This window comes from Streptomyces sp. NPDC028722, assembly GCF_040637655.1.
In the GTDB taxonomy this organism is placed as follows: Bacteria; Actinomycetota; Actinomycetes; order Streptomycetales; family Streptomycetaceae; genus Streptomyces.
This window is the reverse complement of sequence record NZ_JBEZWU010000035.1, coordinates 29,388-48,865: the sequence shown is the minus strand read 5'-3', so window position 1 is coordinate 48,865 and position 19,478 is coordinate 29,388. Positions and strand designations below refer to the sequence as shown.

Annotated in this window: 7 protein-coding genes and 1 pseudogene; 1 reads left to right on the top strand and 7 read right to left on the bottom strand. The window is 74.2% G+C overall.

The genetic code is table 11. The features are described 5' to 3' along the window. The coding region (locus AB0F03_RS33750; protein ID WP_361999187.1) for an RNA polymerase sigma factor at positions 1–509 on the bottom strand (509 nt) is incomplete at its 3' end. Positions 510–658: 149 nt separating this feature from the next. Then, positions 659–837, bottom strand: a pseudogene (locus tag AB0F03_RS33745) (NADPH:quinone reductase); the annotation flags it as partial. Positions 838–2,061: 1,224 nt separating this feature from the next. On the opposite strand from AB0F03_RS33745, the gene AB0F03_RS33740 reads away from it, so the two are divergent. After that, positions 2,062–2,925 (top strand): SpcZ, encoded by an 864-nt coding sequence (locus AB0F03_RS33740; RefSeq protein WP_361999185.1) that lies wholly within the window; start codon positions 2,062–2,064, stop codon positions 2,923–2,925. 50 nt (positions 2,926–2,975) lie between these two features. On the opposite strand, the gene AB0F03_RS33735 is transcribed toward AB0F03_RS33740, so the two are convergent. The 5 genes from AB0F03_RS33735 to AB0F03_RS33715 are packed head-to-tail and all read right to left on the bottom strand — an operon-like array spanning position 2,976 to position 19,344. Then, on the bottom strand, positions 2,976–3,851 hold the full coding sequence (locus tag AB0F03_RS33735) for a TauD/TfdA family dioxygenase (protein WP_361999197.1): 876 nt from the start codon (positions 3,849–3,851) through the stop codon (positions 2,976–2,978). Between the two features lie 44 nt (positions 3,852–3,895). Further along, positions 3,896–4,585 carry a hypothetical protein gene (locus AB0F03_RS33730; protein ID WP_361999182.1) on the bottom strand — a complete coding sequence of 230 codons (690 nt, stop codon included), beginning with the start codon at positions 4,583–4,585 and terminating at the stop codon, positions 3,896–3,898. Continuing rightward, positions 4,551–5,624 (bottom strand): GSCFA domain-containing protein, encoded by a 1,074-nt coding sequence (locus AB0F03_RS33725; protein WP_361999179.1) that lies wholly within the window; start codon positions 5,622–5,624, stop codon positions 4,551–4,553. The genes AB0F03_RS33730 and AB0F03_RS33725 overlap by 35 nt, the downstream gene beginning before the upstream one ends. A 32-nt stretch (positions 5,625–5,656) precedes the next feature. Next, a complete protein-coding gene (locus AB0F03_RS33720; protein ID WP_361999177.1) occupies positions 5,657–15,259 on the bottom strand; it encodes an amino acid adenylation domain-containing protein in 9,603 nt (3,200 codons plus the stop codon). After that, complete coding sequence (locus tag AB0F03_RS33715; protein WP_361999174.1) at positions 15,256–19,344, bottom strand: amino acid adenylation domain-containing protein; 4,089 nt, start codon at positions 19,342–19,344, stop codon at positions 15,256–15,258. Before AB0F03_RS33715 ends, AB0F03_RS33720 begins: the two co-directional genes overlap by 4 nt. Between the last annotated feature and the right edge of the window lie 134 nt (positions 19,345–19,478).

The window sequence follows — 19,478 nt, the reverse complement described above, 5'->3', positions numbered from 1 at the left end:
CGCAGCTTCTTACGGGCCCGGGAGAGCCGGGAGGCCACCGTTCCGACCGGAATCCCCAGGGCCCCGGCTGCGGCCTCGTAGTCCAGGCCCTCCCCCAGGCAGAGCGTGATGACCTCGCGCTCCGGTCTGCGCAGCGCGGCCAGGGCGGTCAGGGCCGTGGCGAGGCGCTGCCGATCGTCTACCCGGTCGGCCACCTCGTCGGCGTGGTCGGGCACCGACAACTCGGCCGCCGCGGCGGCGTTGGCCGCCGCCCGGTAGCGCCGGTTGCTCCGGTACTGGTTACGCGCCGTGTTGGTGGCGATGCCCAGCAGCCAGGGCCGCAGGGAGCCGCCCTCCGGATCGACCCTGTCACGAAGCCGCCACGCCTCCAAGAAGGTCGCCGCCATCACGTCCTCGGCCACCGACCAGTCGGCGGTCAGCCGGAAGGCATGGTTGTAGACCGCGCGGCCATAGCTGTCGAAAAGCTCAGCGAACGCGCTCGACTCCCCGGCCCGTACCCGGGTACGCATATCAGTGCTCACCTCAATGAGCTGTCCGGCACCCCACACCGACTTCCCGTGACCTGCGTCACACTCACCTCCGGTATGGGGTGTAGCCCTATCGGCACCACGGGTAACTGCGGTTCCGCGGGTGCCGACCGAACCGCCGCGAGCCGGATGGGCGGCTGGTCGTAGTAGCGGCCGCAGCGCATCTGCTGCTCCGCGAAGGAGACGCCGGTGGCTTCCATGCGGACGACGGCCTGGCCCGGGCCGGCGGCACGGCGCCGTATCGCGCCTGAAGCGCCTCCGGCTCGACCTTGCCCGGCAGCATGACCTCGACCATTACTGCAGTGTTCATGACGACTCCTGTCGACTCCACCAACACCGTTACTGACTGGTGTGTTCGTCCACTCGTCCAGAGCTTCGGTGGTGTGGGTACGTGCCCTCGGCAGCGCTTCGGCGAGGTCGTCGGGGACTGTCTCGGTGCCAGCGGCCAACAGCTCCAGCGCCTTGCGGCCCGCCTCTGTTACCGCAACCGCATCCTGGGCGATCACCTCCTCCACCGTGCGGACGTGTTCGCCGTCGGCGCGCAGCTCATAGGCGCGCGCTTCCGGCGGTGTGCAGCCTCGGCGGCCGTCCAGCACCGGGCCGGGTCGGCCGTCGCGGCGAACGGCTGTCCGGCCAGGTCGAACCCGAGCCGGTCGAGGTTCCATCCGGCCTTCCGCTACGCCCTCGGCATCCACGATCTTGTGGACTCTCGCACGACACCTCGGGACAGGGGCCCGACCTGAGCGAGGCCGGTACGACAACGGTGCAAACACGCCGCCCCGGAGCTGATAAGCACATCGCCCGCGTCTGGTGGCCAGCGTTATCGGAGGTCAGCCGTCGCCCTTGCGTTCCTCCTGACGCCGCTGGTAGCGCCAGACGGCCAGCAGCGGCAAGGTATCGATGTCTCCATGCCGGCTCCAGTGGGCCGATGCGCTGTCCGGCCTCCACGCAGCGCGGGTCATCGCGACAAGCAAGCGCCGCGACCGCGTACGCGCATATGCGCTGCCGCTCGTCGTGGGTGAGCTCCACCAGCACCTCCCCGATCTCCGGCCCCGGACCCCGGTAGTGCGCCAATCAGCGGGAGGCCGGAGCCTGCTGCCGCCGGCCCTGCCCGGGGGACGTGCGGGCCGCTTCCGGGCGGGCGGCCCGGTGCCGGCCTGCGGACCTCGCCGTGCCCGCACGGGTGGACGCCGTCGACTGCGGGTCGGCTTCCGGTCCTGTCTGGTTGACGCTCATGCGCTTGCTTCTCCCTGAGAGGGCGGTCTCCCCGCCGTGGGCGGGTGCGCGACCGGCCGGTGCGCCCGGGGACCGGTGATCCACCGTTAGGAACGCGCCGGCCGCCGGTCCACCACGGTCGCGTCTTGCCCCTTGCGTCACCTGGCAGTTCACGCCGGGCGGGCACGGACCGTGCCCCTTCGGGCAGGGTGTGCGCGGTCGGTGGAATCCGTGCGCCGCCCTTCCTAGGCTGCGCGGCCTGCGACACCCCGGCCGCCGCGTCCGTGCGCGGCGGCGCCGTCCCCGACAGGAGAACCGTATGAGCCGTCCCTGGGCCACCGCCGTGTCGTCCGACCGGTTCCTCGCCCGGCTCGAAGCCGGCATGGCCGCCACCGCTCCCGGCGCCGACGGGGGTCCGGCGTCCGGTCCCGGCGGTCTGCCGGGCTGGCTGTGGCAGGTGGCCGCCGTGCTGTACGACGGCCAGGACGCCGCCGAGGCGAGGCACTGGGCGCCGCGTCTGCACGACGCGCTGGCGCGCCTGGACGGGCGGGTGCCGTTCGCCGTCGTGCACGACTGGCACGCCCGCACCGTCACGCCGATGCTGGCGGAGGCGAGCGCGCGGCGGGGCCGGCCGCCGGGACCGCAGGAGGCGGTACGGGACCTGCACCTGCGGGCGCTGGCGGGCGAGCGCAGCACGGAGGCCGAGTGGGAGGCGGTGCTGGAACCGGCGTCGCGGGTGGCCTACCGCCTGGCCTACGCCTACGCCGACGCCTTCGCCGACGCGTATGCCGGGGCCCACGCCTACGCCGTCGCGCACGGCTACGGCGCCGAGCGGGCCGCCGAGTTCGCGGGCGGCTACGCCGAGTCGAACACCGGCGCCAACGCCGCGTCCTTCGCCCACGGCAATGCCCGGGCGAACGCCGGTGCCACGGCGGCGGCCTGGGCCGCGGCCGACGCGCACGCCTACGCGGAGACCTTCCCCTTCGCCCAGGTACACGTATGCGCCCTCGCCTGGGCCGGCCGGGAACGGACGACGGCCCAGGACGGAGACGGAGACGGGGCCGGAGCCGGGGCCTGGGACGGGAACTCGGGCGAGGGGGACGGGCGGGAGGTGCGGCTCCGGTGGGCTTACCGGCGGCTGGCCGACGGACTCCTCGACGGCCTGGCCCGGGTGACGTCCTGACGCACCCGGGAGGGCGGGAGGGGCCCGGTGGCCCCGCCCGCCCGCGGGTCTCACGCCTCGGGCCGCCGGCCCTTGACGGCCACCCGCCGGCCCTGACGGGCGTACGGGTAGTAGTCCCAGATTGCGTGGTGCTGGACGCTGCGGTTGTCCCAGAACACCAGGGTGTCCGGCGTCCAGCGGACCCGGCAGCTCAGCATCGGCGTGCGGGCGACCAGGTCGAACAGCATGGTGAGCAGCGCCTTGCTCTCGCCGCCGGACAGCTGCACGATGTGCGAGGTGTAGGCGGGGTTGACGAACAGCAGCTTGCGGCCGGTCTCGGGGTGGCGCACCACGACCGGGTGTTCGTTCCTGGGCAGGACGTAGCCGTCCGGAGGTGTGTGGCCCTGCCAGGCGACGGCGTCGTCGTGGACGGCGGTCAGTCCGTCCAGGAAGGTCCTCATCGCCGGGGACAGCATCTCGTAGGCGAGGTGCATGTTGGCGAACAGGGTGTCGCCGCCGCTGCCGATGTCCGGGGTGCGGGTGATGTGGAGCATCGAGCCGAGCGCCAGTTCGGGGTTGGAGGTCCCGTCGGCGTGCCAGCCGTGCCCGTCGACGTCGGTGGAGTCCTTGTCGGCGCTGATCTCCAGGACGAAGGGGTCGCGGCCCTCCGGGACGGCCACCGGCAGCGGGCGCAGTTCACCGAAGTGGGCGGCGAAGCGCTTGTGGTCCTCGGGCGACAGCACCTGGTCGCGGAAGACGAGCACGTGGTGTTCGAGGAAGGCGTGCCGGATCTCCGCCAGCTGCCGGTCCGGCAGTTCACGGGACAGGTCGACGCCGGTCACCTCGGCGCCGACGACCGGCGTCAGCGGGTCGGTACCGATCGTTTCGTAGACCGTTCGGGGCCTGGTGGTGATGCGCTCGACCGCATCCAGTACGAACTTCTCCATGATGTCCTTCTGCTCTTCCTGCTGCGGGGGTGGGTCGGTTCGGGTCACAGGCCGCGCGCCAGCAGATCGGCCAGGATCATCCGGCCGAAGGCCAGGTTCCCGTGGATGGCGTCGTCGGGCTCGCACAGTTCGGGGCGCTGCCGGCCCGCGGCGTCGGTGGTCCGCTCGCGCAGGTCGACGACCTCCACCCCGAGCGGGAGAACGGCTCGGCGGAGGGTGTCCTGCACGGCCCGGAAGACCTCGGCGTCGGCGTGGCCCGGGACCCGCTGGGGCGGCAGCACCGCGAGCGTGCGCAGGCCGAGTCCGCGTACCCGGCGGTAGAAGGCCAGCGCTCCGCTGGACATGGCCAGCACGATGTCGTCGAAGAGCCGGCTCGACAGGAAGCCCGGCGGGAAGGCGCCGCGTACCCGGTAGACCTGCCAGTTCTCGGCGGTGGCGACGAAGTGGGCGCTGAATCCGAGCGTCGACACCAGCGGGACGGTCAGCGCGCCGAGGCCGGTGATGTCCAGTTCGGCCAGGAAGCGGCGGTAGTAGCGGTCCGCCTCGGGTTTGCGGAACACGATGTCGTCCCCGCTGCTGTCGAAGAACTCGGCGGTGAACTCCCGTCCGGCGCCGAGCGGGCCGCCGTGGAAGGGGATGCCCGCCTCCTTCGCCGCCCGGCCGATCGGCCCGGCGTGCGAGTCGCCCAGCAGCAGGAACCTAGCGGGGGCTGTAGTAGTCGAGTACGGCGTCATCGCACCAGACGTCCTCTCCGCGAGCGGGGCCGGGGGCAGGGGCGGGGGCCGGGCGGGGTGCGGCAGGGGGCCGGGCGAGTGCGCCGAGGAACTGGCGCATGACGAAGGCGACGCCGTCCGGTGTGACCGTGCGCAGGTTCGGCTCGAAGAACGCCGCCTTGAAGGGCGGGCCGGTGATGATCTCGTACGCGGGGAAGTAGTCGATGTGGTCCTGTTCCAGGGCCAGTTGACCGGCGACGGCCCGCAGTACGGCCTTGGAGTACGTGGTGGCGGTGAGCGCGTGGCCGCCGGTGGCGGTGGCGGTCAGCGGTACGGGCGAGACGGTGAGCACGATGCGCAGCGCCGGGTTGGCGGCGCGGGCGAGCCCGAGGGCGGCCGACAGGTCGCGGTGCACGTCGGCGAAGGCGGCGTTGCGGAAGGCGTGCCGCCGGGCGTCGAAGGCGCCGCGCACGGTGCCGGGGCAGACCTGGTAGACCGCGCCGGTGGCACGGTTCTCCCAGGCCTCGGTCAGGCCCAGGGTGACGATGAGGCAGCCGGCGGTGGCGAGGGCACCGCCGATGGCCGCCAGGGTGGTCCGGCGGGCGGACAGCACGGCCTCCGCCGAGTCGTGTCCCCCCGGTTCGACCGACGGGCGGAACGGGTCGAAGAAGCGGCCGTCCTCGCGCCAGACCTCGTCGGGCGGGGCGGTCTCGCCGCTCGCCCAGGACAGCCACTGCCGGAGCGCGGCGGCGGTGTAGACGTTGCCGGTGCGGAACGAGAACACGCCGTACTGGCGGTGCTGCCGCTCGGCCGGGGTGAGTCCCGGCGGCGCGGGCTCGGTGACACGCCAGTTCATGCCCCGGTCGAGCAGGGCGGGACCGATGTGGCGCGCGAAGCAGGAGCCGACGGTGAGGACGGGATCGTCCTGCCCGAGGGAGAACGTTGGGGTCCACAGGTCCCCGATGGCGGAGGGCTCCGGCTCGGCCACGGCGGAACGCCAGAACGAGCGGGGCGGCAGGGACTGGTACGGATTCTGGTACGGATTCTGGTGCGGGTGCACGGCGGTGGCCTCGGATTCCTTCCGGGGGCGCGTCAGCGGTGGTCGGGGACGGCTGTCGCCGCCGCGTTGATGTCCTCGGCGATCGTCCGGACCTGGGGCGGCCGGACGATGCCGTAGTGGTCGGTGTCCAGGACGCGGCAGTGCGCCGGCCGGGGCAGATGTGCCCGCCACAGGTCCAGTTGCTCGTCGGGAGAGCCGAGCGCGGGCAGGTCGACCGGCGGGCGGGCCGCCAGCCAGAGCCGGCTGGGTGTGCCGGACAGACGCGGCGGCTCGTACTCCGCCATGCTCGCGAGGTTGGCCCGGCAGCGGCGCGCCAGCCGCTCGGCGTAGTCCCGCGCCGCCTGCCCCGTCGCCGCGTTCGTGCCGCCCGTGCCGCCCGTGCCCAGCTCGTGGGCGAAGACGGCGTCGATCCGCGCTTCGTCGTAGTCCGCGAAGCGCGGCCCGGCACCGGGCGGCGGCGGGTCGATGAGGAACAGGCCGTCCGCCGCCCGGCCGGCCGTCTCCGCCTGGGCTGCCATCTCCAGCGCCACCCAGGCGCCGAAGGACCAGCCGGCCAGGTGCAGGCGCCACGCGCCGTGCGGGAAGCGGCCGCGCAGGGCGGCCTGGTAGTGCCGGGCCCGTTCCGCCAGGGACCACGGTGGCGCGGTGCGGTGCAGGGCGGGATCGGCGATCAGGCAGACGGTGAGGCGCGGGTCGAGCGACGACACCAGGGCCCGGTAGGCCTGGATGTCGCCGCCGACGGGGTGGACCAGGCACAGCACGTCGCGTCCCGTGCCGTCCTGCCACACTTCCAGGGATACGGGGTGGCCGGTGGCCGCTCGGGGTTCAGCCGGTTCGGCCTGCGTTGGTTCGCCGAGCAGCGACAACACCTCCGTCAGGCTGACCCGGTGGCTCATCCGGGAGAGTTCGAGGTCGATGCCGAAGTGCCGTTTCACCTCGCTGATCAGGTCGAGCAGGGTCAGTGAGTCGGCGCCCAGGTCGTAGAGGGACGCGTCCGGGTCCAGTTCCGCCAGGCCCAGCCAGTGGCACAGGTGCTCCGTGAGCCGTTCGGCGGGCCGGAGGGTCGCTTCCGGCCGGGCGGCGGCTTCCGCCGGAGCGGGGGCCGGTGCTTCCGTGGGGACCGGTGCTTCGGCGGGGGCCTCGTAGAAACCGCGGGCCTGTTCCGGAGGGGTGGTGGACACCAGGAGCTGCGGCAGTTGCAACCGCAGGGCCCGTTCGAACACCCGGCGGCCCTCCGCTACGCCGAGGCCGACCGCCAGGTGCGCCTGGTGACGGGCGTCCGACCGCAGCGCCTCCCGGGCCATCCCGGCCTCGCGCCAGATGTCCCAGTCGATGCCGAGCCGCAGCGTGGTCTCCGCCGGAGTGGCCCGGTGGCGGGCGAAGCCGTCCAGCAGACCGCTCGCCGCGGCGTAGTCGAGCTGCCCGACGCCGCCGAACAGGGCCGCCATGGACGAGCAGTACGCGGCGAACTCCGGCCGGTAGCGCTCGATCAGGGACTCGATCAGCAGGGCGCCGTTCAGCTTGGCGGCGGTGGCCCGGCGCATGGCGGCGCCGTCGCGCCGGACGATGAGGCCTCCGGCCGCCACGCCGGCGGCGTGGACCACGCCGTCGACCCGGTCGGTGTACCGCTCGATCAGCGCCAGCACCGCCCGGGGCGACTGCTCGGCCAGGTCGGCCCCGACCATCCGGACGCGGTCCGCCCAGGGCGCCAAGGCGGCCGGCAGGGACGGCCGCCGGGCCACCAGGATCACCCGGCAGTCGGTCCGCTCCAGCAGCCAGGCCGCGATGGTGCCGCCGATGCCGCCCGTGCCGCCCAGGATCAGCTGGACGCCGTCCTGCGCGACCGGGACCGCGGCCGGTCCGGCGGGCGCGGTGACCGGCAGCAGGGTCTGCTGCCACCAGTAGCCCTGCCGCAGCGCCAGCCGGCACTGCTCCGGGGCGGGGGGTTCCGCCTCCGCCAGGACCGGTGCCAGCAGTGCTGCCCAGTCGGCGAGGTCGGCTGTGGGCAGGTCCAGCCAGCGGCCGGCGACGGCGCGTTCCTGGCGCGCCACTTCACAGGCGCCGGCCAGGAGGCCGAGTTCCGGGCGGTCGACGCCGCCTTCCACGGGCTGGGCCCGGTGGGAGAGCCAGAAGGCGCGCAGCGGCCCCTGCGCCGTCCGGCCGGCTACCGCCCGGATGAGTGCGGCCGGGGTGTCGACGCAGGCCCAGTGGGCCTGGGCGAGCGACTCCTCGCTCACCGCCCCGTCGACCGCCAGGGGCAGTGCGTGCAGCCAGTCGACGCCTGTCCGGGCGTCGTCGGCCAACGTGTCGAGGAACAGGCCCAGCGAGTCGGGGTCGGCCGGATCGACCTGGTAGACGTCGTCGGCCAGCCGGGCGAAGGCGTCCGCGGCGCAGACCCGTACCACCCTGGCGTAGGCCGCCCGAAGGGGCCGCACCGCGTCCTCGGGCAACGGCTCGGCCGCCATCACCACCAGCAGACCGCGCGCGGCCACCGCGGGAGCAGCGGGCAGGGCCCGGCGCAGCCGCACCCAGTGCGGCTGGTACAGCCACTCGGCTTCGGGCAGCCGCTGCGGGCCGTCGGAGACCGCGGGGGCGGGGACCCCGTGGGCGGGTGCGGAGACCACCGACGCGGCAACGGAAGCCACCGACGCGGATACGGAGCCCGCAGGCACGGGACCGGAAGCCGCCGACGCGGGTGCGGAGACCGCCGACATGGGCACGGACGCCGCGGGCACGGATACGGAGCCCGCCGACCCGGGGACGGACGCCGCGGGCACGGGTGCGGAGCCCGCCGACCCGGGAACAAAGACCATCGGCACGGACCCGGAAGCCGCCGGCGCGGACACGGAGCCCGGAGGCACGGGACCGGAAGCCGCCGACGCGGGGGCGGAAGGGGCGCGTTCGAAGTCGTAGTCGGTCAGTCGGAAGGCGGGTGGCGGGAAGTCCCAGGGGGCCTGCGCCGGGCCGGCCGGCCAGTGGATCGTCCGCCCCGCCAGCCAGGCGTCGGCCAGTTCCCGGGCAGTGCGGTCCGCGGCGGGAAGGCTCTCCTCGCCCGGTACCACCTCGGTGCCGGCCGCCGTACGCAGCCAGGTCACCGCGGTGGCGGCGTCCGGGCAGGCCGCCGCCAGCCGCCAGCGGTGCGCGGGACGTCCGGCCTGGAGGTGCCGCAGCACCTGGTCGTAGGTCTCGGGCCGGGCCTGGAGGTAGTCGGCGATCCGGGAGGCGTCGGTGCGCAGGCCCTCCGCGCTGCTGCTGGACAGCAGCAGACAGGGCACGGCGGTGGTGGGCGCGGTCAGGGTCCGGGCCTCCTCCAGCAGCAGGTGGGCGTTGGTGCCGCCGATGCCGAAGCTGCTCACGGCGGCCACCCGCGGCCGGTCCGCCGACCACGGCCGGGCCTCGGCGGAGATCCGGAACGGCGTGAGGTCGCCGATCCGCGGGTTGGCGCGCCGGAAGCCGACGTTGGGCGGGAGCACGCCGTGATGGACCGCCAGGGCGGCCCGCACCAGTCCCACCACCCCGGCCGCGGCGCCCAGATGGCCGATCTGGCTCTTCACCGATGCCAGTGCGCAGCTGTCCGACGGACCGAGGTCCAGTGCCTGGCGCAGCGCGCCCACCTCGACCGGGTCGCCCAGCTGGGTGCCGGTGCCGTGCGCTTCGACGTAGCCGACGTCGGCGCCGGTGCGCCCGGCGCGCCGCAGAGCGGTCCGGATCACCTCGCGCTGGCCGGCCAGCGACGGGGCGCTGTAGCCGAGCTTGCCGGCGCCGTCGTTGTTGAGGGCCGAGCCGGTGACCACCGCGTAGACGGTGTCGCCGTCGCGCACCGCGAGCCGCAGGGGTTTGAGCACCACCACACCGGCACCGCTGGCGCCGATGGTGCCGCCGGCGTCGTCGCTGAAGGGCCGGCAGTGTCCGTCCGGGGAGAAGATGTGCTGCGGCTGGTAGGCGTAGCCGTCGGTCAGCAGGGTGTCGACGAGCACTCCCCCGGCCAGCATCACCTCGGCGTCGCCCTGGCGCAGCAGGCCGGCCGCGAGGTGGACGGCCACCAGGGAGCTGGCGCAGGCCGCCTGCACGGTGAACGCCGGTCCGGTCAGGCCCAGGTGGTAGGCCGCCTTGGTGGCGAGGAAGTCCTTCTCGTGGTGCAGGGCCATCCGGAAGCCATCGGGCAGGTGCGCCGGATCGGCGTCTCGCAGGATGGACTGGAAGTAGGTGTTCTCTCCGCAGGCCGCGATCAGGCCGACGTGCTGCCCGGCCGGGTCGGCGATACCGGCGTGGGCGAGCGCCTGGACGCAGCTCATCAGCAGATGGCGTTGCTGCGGGTCCATCAGGCGCGCGTCGCCCCGGCTGATGCCGAAGTGCTCCGGGTCGAAGGCCAGCAGTCCGGCCATCTGGCTGCGGGCGCCGACCAGTCCGTCCGCCGCGTCGAAGTGCTCGATGCCGCTGCCGCCGGTGCGCACCATCTGCCAGAAGGCGGCCAGGTCGTCGGCGCCGGGCAGCCGTACCGCCATGCCGATGACGGCGATCGGCTCGTCGGCCGCCGGCGTCCGGGTCCCCGCTGCCGGATCGTCCGTCGGGCGGTCCGCCGTGGTGACGGCCGGGGGCCGGTCCGCCGTGGTGGTGGCCGTCGGGCGGTCCGGCGCGGTACCGAGGAAGTGGGCCAGGCGGCGGACGGTGACGTGCTCGAACAGGTCGGCGACGGTCAGCGGCAGCCGCAGTTCCGTGGTGCAGCGCAGGTGGAAGCGCATCAGGTCGAGGCTGGAGGCTCCCGCGTCGAAGAAGCGCTGGTCGGGCTGGACGGGTGTGCCGGTCACGGCCTCGAACAGGTCGGCCAGGCGCGCCTCCAGCGAGGCAGGGCGGGACGCGGCGGCGGGGCGCGGGGTCAGCTCCTCGCCGGGCGCGGTGAGCGCCCGGCGTCGGTCCAGCTTGCCGCTGGGTGTGCGGGGCAGCGCCGCCAGCCGGCGGAAGCGCTGGATCCGTATGTAGGGCGGCAGCAGCGGTGCCAGGTGGCCGGTCAGTTCCTCCGGGGAGGGCGACGCGTCGCGGCACTGGAGGCAGGCCGTCAGCTGCTCGCCGTCCCGTACCACGACGGCGTTGACGACGTCCGGGTGGCGCAGCAGCGCGGCCTCGACCTGGCCGAGTTCCAGCCGGTGGCCGCTGAGTTTGATCTGCTGGTCGTCGCGGCCGAGGTAGTGCAGGAGCCCTTCGTGGTCGAACCGGGCCAGGTCGCCCGTGCGGTAGAACAGCCCGAGGCCGGGGAGTTCCACGAAGCGGGTGCGGTTGAGTCCGGCATCGCCCAGGTAGCAGGGCGCGGCCATCGGCCCGCCGATCAGCAGCCGGCCGGGGCGTCCCGGTGGTACGGGCTGGTCGGCCTCGTCGACCACGCGGAGCAGGGCGTTGGCCACGGGGCGGCCGATCGCCGGGCGTTCCGGCCAGTGCGCCGGGTCGCCGTCCAGGCAGAGGGCGCTGACGACGTGGGTCTCGGTCGGGCCGTAGTGGTTGAACAGGCGTGCGCCGGGCATCCCGGCGAACCAGCGGCGGATGGCGTCCGTGCACAGCAACTGCTCGCCGGCGGTGATCACTTCCCGCAGCCTCGACGGATAGCGGCCGAGGTGGACGGCGTGCTCGGCGAGGAGTTGCAGCGCGACGTAGGGCATGAAGACGCGTTCCACGCCGGCCGATTCCAGCTGGGCCAGCAGTGCGGGCGGGTCCTGCCGCCAGCCGGGCTGGACCAGGTGCAGACAGCCGCCGCCGCACAGGGTGCCGAAGATCTCCTGGAAGGAGACGTCGAAGGAGAGCATGGAGAACTGCTGGGTGACGGCGGGCGCGGCCAGGCCACCGGATGCGCTCTGCCACTGGAGGAGGTTGCACAGGGTGCGGTCGGAGACCTGCACGCCCTTGGGCGTGCCGGTGGAGCCGGAGGTGAACAGCGTGTACAGCGGCCGTCGACGCGGGTGCGGCGGCAGCGCGGGCGCGGCGGCGGTCGACAGCAGGACGGGGTGGCGGGGCAGCTGCGGCGGGGCGATCCCGTCGAGCGCGGCCTCGCCGCCCGGCGGGACCAGGACGCACAACGGCCGCGCCTGGTCCAGGATCTGGCGCAGCAGGGCCGGTGGGTAGCCGGGGTCGAGCGGTACGGCGGTGATGTCGAGGCGTGCCAGGGCGAGCAGCGCCACCACGTGTTCGACGGAGGGTTCGAGGTGGAGCGCGATGCTGCGCGGGCGGTCGTCGTCCGCGGGCGGCGACGGGAACCGCTCCAGGAGTTCGGCGGCCAGTGCGGCGGCGTGGGCGTCGAGCCGGGCGTAGCTGAGGGTGCGGTCACCGGCCGCGAGTGCGGGGGCGGTGGGCGTGCGGCGGACCTGACGGGCGAAGGCCTCGGCCACGCCGGCGCCGGTCTGTGGCGCCGGGGCGCCGCGGCCGGGGTCGGGAAGGCTGTCGCGGTACGGCGTCACCAGGTGGACGAGGGTGGTGTCCCGCGCTGCGGCCAGCCGGTCAAGCCCGTCCCGGAAGAGGTCGGCCATCGCCTGCACCTCCGCGGTGCCGAAGTGGCCGTCGGCGTACTCCCACAGGCAGTCGAAGCCGTCCGCGTGCTCGACCACCGACAGTGTCAGCGGGCACTTGGCGTGGTCCGGTGCCGGCCATGCGGGTCGGGTGTCGCAGTCCGGCAGTGCCAGGGCGGAGAAGTCGGTGTTCTCCAGGACGAACAGGAAGTCGAACGGCGTGCCGTCGTCGTGGGCGTCCCGGTCGGCCAGTACGTCGGCGAGGGCCACGTCCTGCCGGTCCAGTACGGCCTGTGCGGCGGCGGCGTACCGCAGCAGCTCGGCGCGGAGCGTCTCGCGGGGCGCGACCCGCAGGGGCAGCAGCACCGTGTTGGCGAACATGCCGACGCTGTCTTCGAACTCCTGCACCGGACGGTTGGCGACCGGGCTCGCGAGCCGCAGCCGGGAGCCGCCGGTGACGCCGTACAGACTCCACGCGAAGACGCCGAGCAGCAGCTGGAAACGGGTCAGTCCCAGTTCGGAGCAGAGCCGGTCCAGCGTTGAACGGCGCACCGGGTCGAGGACCGTGCGCAGCAGTCGCGCCGGGGCGCCGGCCGCGGGCCGGACCGGTTCCCACGGCGCCGCGACCGCCGTCTGCTCCGCTTCCTCCTCCGCCCGGGCGTAGTGGGCCCGCAGTTCGGCTCGTCGGCTCCGGTAGTCCTGCCGGGTGAACCAGTCGGTCTGCCAGGCGGCGAAGTCGAGCGGTGTCGGCGCTGCCGCGGGTGTGCAGTCGTCCGCGCGCGGCACGGCCGCGTACTCCTGGGAGAGGTCGCGGAAGAGTACGTTGAGCGACCAGCCGTCGACCGCGATGTGGTGCAGGTGCAGCAGCAGCGTGCCGCCCTCGCCGTCCGGGAGCCAGCTCGCCCGCAGCAGGCGTGGCCGGGCCAGGTCGAACGGCGTGGCGAAGAAGCGGCGGGCGTGGTCGCCGGGGCTCTTCGCGTCGTCGCCGAGGTCCGCGGGCGGCTGCGTCCACGGGTCGTACGGCTCACCCACCACCTGGCGCAGTCCCCCGGTGGTGGCCTCGAACGCGGTGCGCAGCGCCGGATGGCGCGCCACCAGCCGGTGCAGGGCGCGGCGCAGCGCCGTGCCGTCGACGGTGCCGCGGATCCGGAAGGACAGACGGACGTCGTAGGCGCGGGACCGGGGATCCCGCTGCTGCAGCAGCCAGAGCCGCTGCTGCTCGGAGGTGGCCGGCGCGGAGCGGGCGCCCGCCGGGACGGGCGGCGCCGGGTACGGCGAGCGGTCCGTGCCTTGTCCGGCCTCGACGGCGGCGGCCAGTTCCGCGAGGTCCGCCCGCAGGACCAGGCTCTGGGGCAGCTCGCAGCCCCAGAGCCGGCGCACCTCGGAGCGCAGCCGCAGGGCCTTCAGCGAGTCGCCGCCGCTGGGGATCCAGCGGTCGTCCAGGCGCAGGCCCGGTACGCCCAGCACCTGGCTCGCCAGGTCGAGCACCTGGCGCTGCACGGCGGTGGCGCCGGCGGTCGCGGCCGTGCCCTCGGCGCGCCGCCAGGGCCGGCCGTCGTCGCGCCGCAGCAGGGCGGCTTGGTCGATCTTGCCGTTCGCGGTCAGCGGCAGTCGGTCGACCAGGTGGATCCGGTGCGGCCGCATGTACGGCGGCAGGCCGGCCGCCAGGTGACGGTCGAACTCGTCGAAGTCGAGGCCCGCCCCGGGTACCAGGTAGGCCAGCAGCTCGTTGACGCCCTGCTTGTCGTCCCGGCGCGTGCAGACGTGGGCCTGCCGGACCGCCGGATGGGCCAGGATGTGGCGTTCCAGCTCGCCGGGCTCGATGCGGAAGCCGCGGACCTTCACCTGGCGGTCGGCGCGCCCCGCGTACTCGAGGAGACCGTCGGCGTCGCGTCTGACCAGGTCACCGGTGCGGTAGTAGCGGGTGCGCCCTCCGTCGTGCCAGTCGAGGCGGACGAAGCGGCGCGCGGTCTCGTCCGGCAGGTTGCGGTAGCCGGCCGCCAGCGCGTCCCCGGCGAGGAGGAGTTCGCCCAGTTCGCCGGGGGCGGCCGGCCGTGCGCCGTCGGCCACCACGAGCGCCTCGGTGCCCGGCAGCGTCCGGCCGATGGGCACCACGTCCCGGTCGAAGTCGCGCGGGATGGGGTGGCACAGGGCGAAGGTGGTGGCCTCGGTGGGGCCGTACACGTTGTGGAGGCGGGTTGCGCTCGTGGCGTTGTCCCGGTACCAGCGGCGGATCAGCGGGGCGTTGAGCTGCTCACCGCCGACCAGCACCTGGCCGGTCCCGGCGAAGCAGTCCGGGACCCGGTCGACCACCGCGTTGAACAGCGCCACCGTCATGAAGAGCGTGTCGATGCGGTGACGCAGCAGCTCGGCCGCGAGCAGGTCGGGGGTCTGCACCACCTCGTCGCGGAAGACCACACAGCAGCCGCCGGTCAGCAGCGGTACCCACACCTCGAAACTCAGGGCGTCGAAGGCGGGGTTGGACAGGCAGGCGTAGCGCGCTCCCTCGGGCAGGTCGAGGTACCCGGGCCGCGCCAGCCGCAGGATCCCGGCGTCGCGCACTTCGACGCCCTTGGGCCGTCCGGTGGTGCCGGAGGTGTAGAAGACGAAGGAGACCGACTCGGGGGTGGAGGTGGGGGCGTCGGCGATCGCCGGACCGGCAGCGGACGCAGCGGCGTCGGCGGTGGCCGGGGTGGTGGGGAGCAGGTGGGCGATCGGCAGCGGTGCCACGCCGTCCGGCAGGCCGGCGGGCGGCTCCTCGGCGTGGATCAGTGCCACGGAGGCCGAGTCGGTGAGGATGTGCCCGCGCCGCTCGGGCGGGCTCTGCGCGTCGAGCGGTACCACCACCCCGCCCAGGCGCAGGATGCCGAGCATGGCGCAGACCAGGTGCCAGGACCGCGGCAGGCAGACCGCCACGGCCTGGCCGGGCCGGATGCCGCCGCGGCGCAGGGCGTCGGCGACGGCGGCACTGGCGGCGTCGAGCGTGGCGTAGTCGAGGCGCCGCGCGCCGTCGATTACCGCGACGGCGCGCGGGGTGCGGCGGGCCTGGGCCAGCACGCCGGCGGCCAGTCCCACGGCCCGGATGCCGGCCGGAACGGCCTCCGCGGTCGCCGGAGTCCGTGCGGTGGACGTCGGTTCCATCATGCTCTCCGTGCCAGGCCGGTCCGGCCCTCGTTCGATACCGGACGGTCCGTCGGCCATCGGTCCAGCTCGGAACCGAGCAGCGCGGCCACGCGCGGGACCCCGGCGGGTTCCAGAATCTCCCAGTGGTCGCACGCCAGTCGCTCCACCCGCAGGCCGGAGCCGGCGCGGCGGCGCCAGTAGTCCCCGGCCGTGCGCACCGCGGAGTCGCCGAGGCCCTGTGTGGCCTGCAACAGGACCAGCCGGGCCGGGGTGGACGGCGCCCGGTAGGCGTACGCGGCCGCCCGGTTGTGGTTGTAGACCCGGAAGTAGCGCTCGATCTGCTCGTCCTCGATACCGGGGTACATGCCGTTGAACCGGACCAGCTTCTCCCGGAACTCGGCCATCTCCACCGGCTGCGTCGCGTCGCCCGCGGCGTCGTCGTCGCTGCCGTGCGTGTCGAGGAGGACCACGCTCAGCTCGGTGTGCCCGGCCAGCGCCAGCCGGCGTCCCATCTCATGGGCGACCAGGCCGCCGAAGGACAGGCCGGTGAGCAACAGCGGTCCGTCGAGCAGCGGTTCGATGAGCCGGAGGTACGCGTCCGCCATGGCCTCGACCGTGGGCAGGAACGTCTCACCGGGGTTCAGTCCCGGGGACTGCACGCCGTAGACGCCGCAGTCCTCCGGCAGTGCCCTGGCCAGCGGCAGGTAGCAGAAGGCCGTACCGCCGCCGGGGTGGACGCACACGACGCGGCGGAGACCGTCGCCCTCGCGGAAGGCGATGAGGTTGCCGGGCGGCTGGGCCCCGGCTCCCTGCCGCAGCCGGCCGCCGAGTGCCTCGATGGTCGGGTGCAGCATGATGTCGCGGACGGGCAGCGGCTCGCCGAACGTCTCGCGGACGGCGTGGGCCAGTTTGACGGCGGAGATCGACGTCCCGCCGAGGTCGAAGAAGTCGTCCCGGATGCCGATGTCGGGGTGGAGCAGCAGCCGCTTCCAGATGCCGTAGAGCGCCAGCTCGATGTGGTCGCGCGGGGTCGAGGTGTTGACCTGGGCGGGCCCGGCCGTCCGCGCCCGCTTCAGCAGCGCCTCGCGGTCGAGTTTGCCGTTGGGTGTCTGCGGCAGCCGCGGCACCTCGACGACCAGCTCGGGGAGCATGTAGGCGGGCAGGCGGCGCGCGAGCGCGGCACGCCACTCGCTCGCCGGCCGGGGCGCGGCCTCGTCCCGGGCGACACCGGCGATCAGGCGGGTCCCGCCGGTTGCGTCGGTCTCGGCCAGTACCGCGGCTTCGAGGACGCCCGGCTGCGCCAGCAGCGCGGCCTCCACCTCGCCGGGTTCGACGCGGAAGCCCCGCACCTTCACCTGATGGTCGGCGCGTCCGGCGAACTCCAGCTGGCCGTCGGCCCGCCACCGTGCCAGATCCCCGGTGCGGTACATGCGGGTACCGGGCGGGCCGTAGGGGTCGGCGACGAAACGCTCCGCCGTCAGCTCCGGGCGGCCGAGGTAGCCGCGGGCCAGGCCCGCGCCGGCCACGTACAGCTCGCCGCGGAATCCGGTCGGGACCGGCCGCAGGAGCGCGTCGAGGACGTAGACCCGGGTCCCCGCCACGGGCGTGCCGATCGGCGGGGTCACGGCTCCGGCCAGCGGGGCGCTCATCGTGGCGCAGACCGTGGTCTCGGTCGGGCCGTACGCGTTGATCATGCGGCGGCCGGCCGACCACTGCCGGACCAGGGTCGGCGGACACGCCTCGCCCGCCACGACCAGGGTCATCCCGTCCGGCAGGGCGTCGTCGGACAGCACCGACAGCGCGGTGGGCGGCAGGGTGGCATGGGTGACGGCGTGCCGGCGCAGCACCCCGGCCAGGCCCTCGCCCGGCAGCAGTTCGTCCGTCGGGGCCATCACCAGCCGCGCGCCGGACAGCAGCGCCATGCACACCTCCCAGGTGGCGGCGTCGAAGCTCGGCGAGGCGAACTGGAGCACCCGGCTGTCCGCGGTGACGGCCAGGCGCTCGATCTGGCTCGCCGAGAGGGCGGCGATGCCGGCGTGGGTGACGACCACGCCCTTGGGCCGGCCGGTCGAACCGGAGGTGTAGATGACGTACGCCGGCGAGGCCGGCCGGAGCGGGGCGCCGCGCTCGGCATCGCTCAGATCGCCCGCGTCCACCGCATCGACCGGGCCCGGCACCTGCTCCGGACCGGCAGGAACAGCGGCTCCCGCCGGCCCGGCAGGAACGGCGGCTCCCGCCGAGTCGGCCGAAGCAACGGCCCCTGCCGGCCCGGCCGGGGCAACCACCCCCACGGGGTCGGCCGGGGCAACCGCCCCCGCCGAGTCCACGGGAGCAACGGCGTCTGAGTTCAAGAGGAGGAGTGGGGTGTCCGTGTCGGGCAGGGTGTGGGCGGTGGGCGTGTCGGTGAGGACGCAGGCCGGGGTGGCGTCGGCGAGCATGTACGCGATGCGGTCGGCCGGGTAGGCGGGGTCGACGGGCAGGTAGGCGCCGCCGGCTTTCAGCACCGCCAGGATCGCCACCAGCCACCGCACCGACCGGGGCAGGGCCACCGCCACCACGCGTTCCGGGCCCACGCCCAGCCCGACCAGGTGCCGGGCCAGCCGGTTCGCCCGTGCGTTCAGCTCCGCGTAGGACAGCGAGACCGGACCGAACTCCACCGCCACCGCCTCGGGAGCCCTGCGCACCCGCTCCTCGAACAGTGCGGGGAAGGGCACGGCGGGGACCTCGTGCCCCGTGTCGTTCCACTCCTCCAGCAGCTGTGCGCGCTCGCGCGCGGACAGCAACTCCAGTGCGGACATTTCTCGTTCGGGATCGGCGGCCATCTGGGTGAGCACCCGCCGCAGGTGCCGGAGGTGCCGCTCGACCGTCTCCCGGTCGAACAGCGCGCACGCGTAGTCCAGGGTGCCGACGACGCGGTCGTCCTCCTCGGCCAGTGACAGGGCCAGGTCGAACTTGGCCCCGGCCCAGGGCGTGTCCAGCGGTGTCACGTCGAGGTCCGGCAGAGCCGGCCGGCCGCCGTCGGTGTTCTGCCAGGCGAACATCACTTGGAACAAGGGTGTGTGGGCCGCGCTGCGGGGCGGCTTGACCAGCTCCACCACCTGCTCGAACGGCAGGTCCTGATGCGTCAGCGCCGACAGCGTCACTGCTCGTACCCGCTTCAGCAGCCCGGCCACCGACGGATCACCGGAGAGGTCGACGCGCAGCGCCAGGCTGTTGACGAAGAAGCCGATCAGCCCTTCGAGTTCGGCCCGGCCGCGGTTGGCCGTGGGCGTGCCGATCACCACGTCGGTCTGACCGGACCACCGGGACAGCACCAGGGCCCACCCGGCCAGCAGGGTCATGAACAGCGTGCTGCCGTTGCGCCGGCTCAGCATCCGCAGTGCGGCGGTGAGTTCCGCGTCGAACTCGACGCGGAGCTGTGCGCCCCGGTGGTCCTGCTCGGCCGGGCGCGGACGGTCGGTCGGCAGGTCGAGCAGGACGGGCGCGTCCGCCAGGGCTTCGCGCCAGTACGCGGCCTGCCGGGCCGCCGCCTCCGCGGAGAGCTGCCGCCGCTGCCGGGCCGCGCAGTCGGCGTAGCGCACGGGCAGCGGCGGCAGCGGATCGTCCCGGCCCGCGCTGAACGCGCCGTACAGTTCACCGAGTTCCCTGACGAAGACACCGGTCGACCAGCCGTCCGACACCACGTGGTGGGCGGTGACCAGCAGGACGTGCCGGTCCGCGGCCAGCACCACCAGCCGACCGCGGAACAGCGGGCCCCGGGCGAGATCGAACGGTGCGGTGGCCTCCTCCCGGCGCAGGCCGGCGAGCCGCTCCTCCGCGTCCGGCCGCCCGGCCAGGTCGTGCACCCGCAGCGGGAATCCCCCGCCGGGCGGGTCGATCCGCTGGAAGACCTCACCGGCCACGGCGACCAGGCGGGTGCGCAGCGCTTCGTGCCGGTCGGCCAGCCGGTCGAGCGCACGGGTCAGCGCGTCACGGTCCAGCGGTCCCCGCACCTCGTACGCCAGCGGCATGTGGTACGCCTCGCTCGCGCCGGGCAGCTGCGCCAGGAACCAGAGCCGCCGCTGCGAGAACGAGGATGGGAATTCTGTGGTGATGTGCTGCGGCAAGGCCGGCCTTTTCCCCTCGGGCTTGTCCGCTTCGTGCGGTGGCGCACGTCATGGACGTGGAAAGAATTCGGACAGCTGTTCTCGGACGCTGTCGACACGCTGATCATTGATGCGCCCGGGATGCCGGTCAACGA